The organism is Syntrophothermus sp. (assembly GCF_013314835.1).
GTDB lineage: Bacteria > Bacillota > Syntrophomonadia > Syntrophomonadales > Syntrophothermaceae > Syntrophothermus > Syntrophothermus lipocalidus.
Genome location: NZ_JABUEX010000161.1, coordinates 1 through 2,052, shown reverse-complemented (window position 1 = coordinate 2,052; position 2,052 = coordinate 1). Strand labels below are relative to the sequence as shown.

The 2,052-nt window shown below is 54.4% G+C and carries 4 protein-coding genes and 1 pseudogene; all 5 read left to right on the top strand.

Annotated features, from left to right (window positions below; all coding sequences use genetic code 11):
• Positions 1 to 229, top strand: a pseudogene (locus HPY90_RS15985) (hypothetical protein); the annotation flags it as partial.
• Entirely contained in the window at positions 226 to 624 is a 399-nt protein-coding gene (locus HPY90_RS15980) for a hypothetical protein (RefSeq protein ID WP_287195982.1), read from the top strand. The pseudogene HPY90_RS15985 and the gene HPY90_RS15980, both read left to right, overlap by 4 nt.
• A 24-nt stretch (positions 625 to 648) precedes the next feature.
• On the top strand, positions 649 to 1,011 hold the full coding sequence (locus HPY90_RS15975) for a TrbC/VirB2 family protein (protein ID WP_287195980.1): 363 nt from the start codon (positions 649 to 651) through the stop codon (positions 1,009 to 1,011).
• Between the two features lie 12 nt (positions 1,012 to 1,023).
• Complete coding sequence (locus HPY90_RS15970; RefSeq protein WP_287195978.1) at positions 1,024 to 1,326, top strand: PrgI family mobile element protein; 303 nt, start codon at positions 1,024 to 1,026, stop codon at positions 1,324 to 1,326.
• A 146-nt stretch (positions 1,327 to 1,472) separates the two neighbouring features.
• Positions 1,473 to 2,052: TraC-like domain-containing protein (locus HPY90_RS15965; RefSeq protein WP_287195976.1), on the top strand; the 580-nt coding region annotated here is incomplete at its 3' end.

Genomic DNA, 2,052 nt, shown 5'->3' with positions numbered 1-2,052 from the left:
GTATTGCGGTAAAATCGGCCGCGGCATAGCGATATTCATTGCTGGCCTGATCCTTGACCTTGTAGCTATATTCAGCTTCGGGCTACTGGGCATAGCAGCTTTGTTCTTCTGGCTCTGGAACATTTACTACGCATATAGCCTGGCCGGCGGCGGCAAATCCCAGCCGCAGGTGATGAGTAAATCCTCATCTGCGGAGCGAGAAACTGTCAGAAAGGAGAGGCAGTTTTGAACCTTAGGATAAAGAAAGTTGCGGTTGCACTCATACTATCAACTATGCTCCTGGCATCTCTTGGGGGAACTGTGGCTCACGCCGATATGGGGGACACTGGACAAAGCGGCGTTACAGCCGGCATCCGCCCGGTCAGCCCGGAAGAGTTCATCGGTAGAGTTAACGACATGCTTGATAAAATGTATGTGGCGGCATCACCGGTGACCGACGCCGTAGCGATGGTAATGCTGGCGGTGGCAGGCATAGCGGCCCTGTTCATTTTGTTCAGCGGCATGAAGCTGTTCCAAAAAGTTGTCGGCGCCGTCTTTTGTGTAGGTCTCGGCCTGCTGCTGTTCTACGGGGCGCCGTACTTCGTTGGGATGGTCAAGGGCTTGGCTCAGTATGCGACGAGGTAATTAATACAAAGGAGATGACGAGAAATGTTCAAGAAACTCAAGCCGATGCAAAAGAGGATTGCGTCTGTGCTGTGCGCCGCGTTTGCAGGTATGATTGGAGTGGCAACCCCAGCGTTTGCCGAAATAACGCCAGGTGACCCCAAACAACTGTCGGAAAAGATTATTAAATTGGTGCAGGACGTTGGAATGCCTGTCGGCGGCGCGCTGCTGTTTCTGGCTGTTTGCGTTGGGGGCATAGAACTGATGTTGTCCCGCGGCAGGCCCGAAAAACGGGCCGAAACGATGAGCGGGTTGTTGTACATTGCCATCGGGGGGATTATACTCGGCGGTGCACTGTTCTTTGCCGGAGTGTTCCTTGGTATCGGTAAGAATATTTTTGGCCAATAAGGGGGATAAGCAGTGCGTCTATTTCCAGTTCCGATGGATTTGACTGAGGAAGAGAAAGTCATCGGCGGAGTGCTCTCCCTGCGCCAGGTGGTCTATCTTTTCGGGGGCAGCGTTGCTGCCGCCCTTTCCGTGTCTTTTCTGAGGCTGCTTCATGTGCCATGGGCAATCGCCTTCCCGGCGGGCATTTTGTGGTTCATTGCGGGAGGGGTTTTAAGTTTCGCAGCGGCGGCCGGTATGGGCGCTGACGAATACCTGTTCAGGTGGTTTTCGTGGCGGTTTAGACGCCGCAGGTATGACTGGGGGGATGAGCTATAATAGTTGGGTTTGTCTTCTTTTTCCTTGCAATAGCCGTCGCCGTGTCGTTACCATTTCTTTTGCGCTGGGCCGACAGGCGTGCGGAACGTGGCAGGTGGCAAAAAGACAGGAAGCAGCAAAAAAAGATACCGGAGAAAAGTGCAAGGATGTCCCTTCGCGATCTATGGGAAGTGGACGACGTCAGGGACGGCATCCTGCACCTTACTCGTGGCCGTTACCGCATAATACTTCGACTGACCCCGGTAAACTTCGACCTGCTTTCCGAAGGGGAACAGCACGCAGTGGAAAATGCTCTGATGGCTGCCTGCCAGGGGATGGACTTTCCAGTGCAATTTTTGTGCACAGCCGAAGCGGTTGACACCAGGGTGGCGATAGCGGAGCTTTACGGCAACACTGTTAAAGATGCGTCCAGCGTGCGCCGTTCCTATGCGGAAGTGCTTTTATCTTACTTAGACACGCTCATGTCGCAGCGGTCGGTACTGGTCAGGCGCAGTTACGCTGTGGTCGGGTGCAACGGTGAACCATACGAAAAGGCCCGCGGGATACTTGAGCACCGGGCGGCAATGCTCGCGGGTGCCCTGTCGCGGGCAAAAGTCGTAGCGGTGGTGCTGTCCAGTGAAGAAATCGTAGATTTGCTGCATCATATACTCAACAGGAACAAGGCCGTGCGGCCTTCCGATCTGGTGAACGAGGGCGCTCTGGATCTCTGCGTAAGTGGAAAGGGGG

What these genes read in the sequence shown, in the direction of transcription:
- HPY90_RS15975 (WP_287195980.1), top strand. Translation starts at nt 649, where the DNA reads ATGTTCAAGAAACTCAAGCCGATGCAAAAGAGGATTGCGTCTGTGCTG.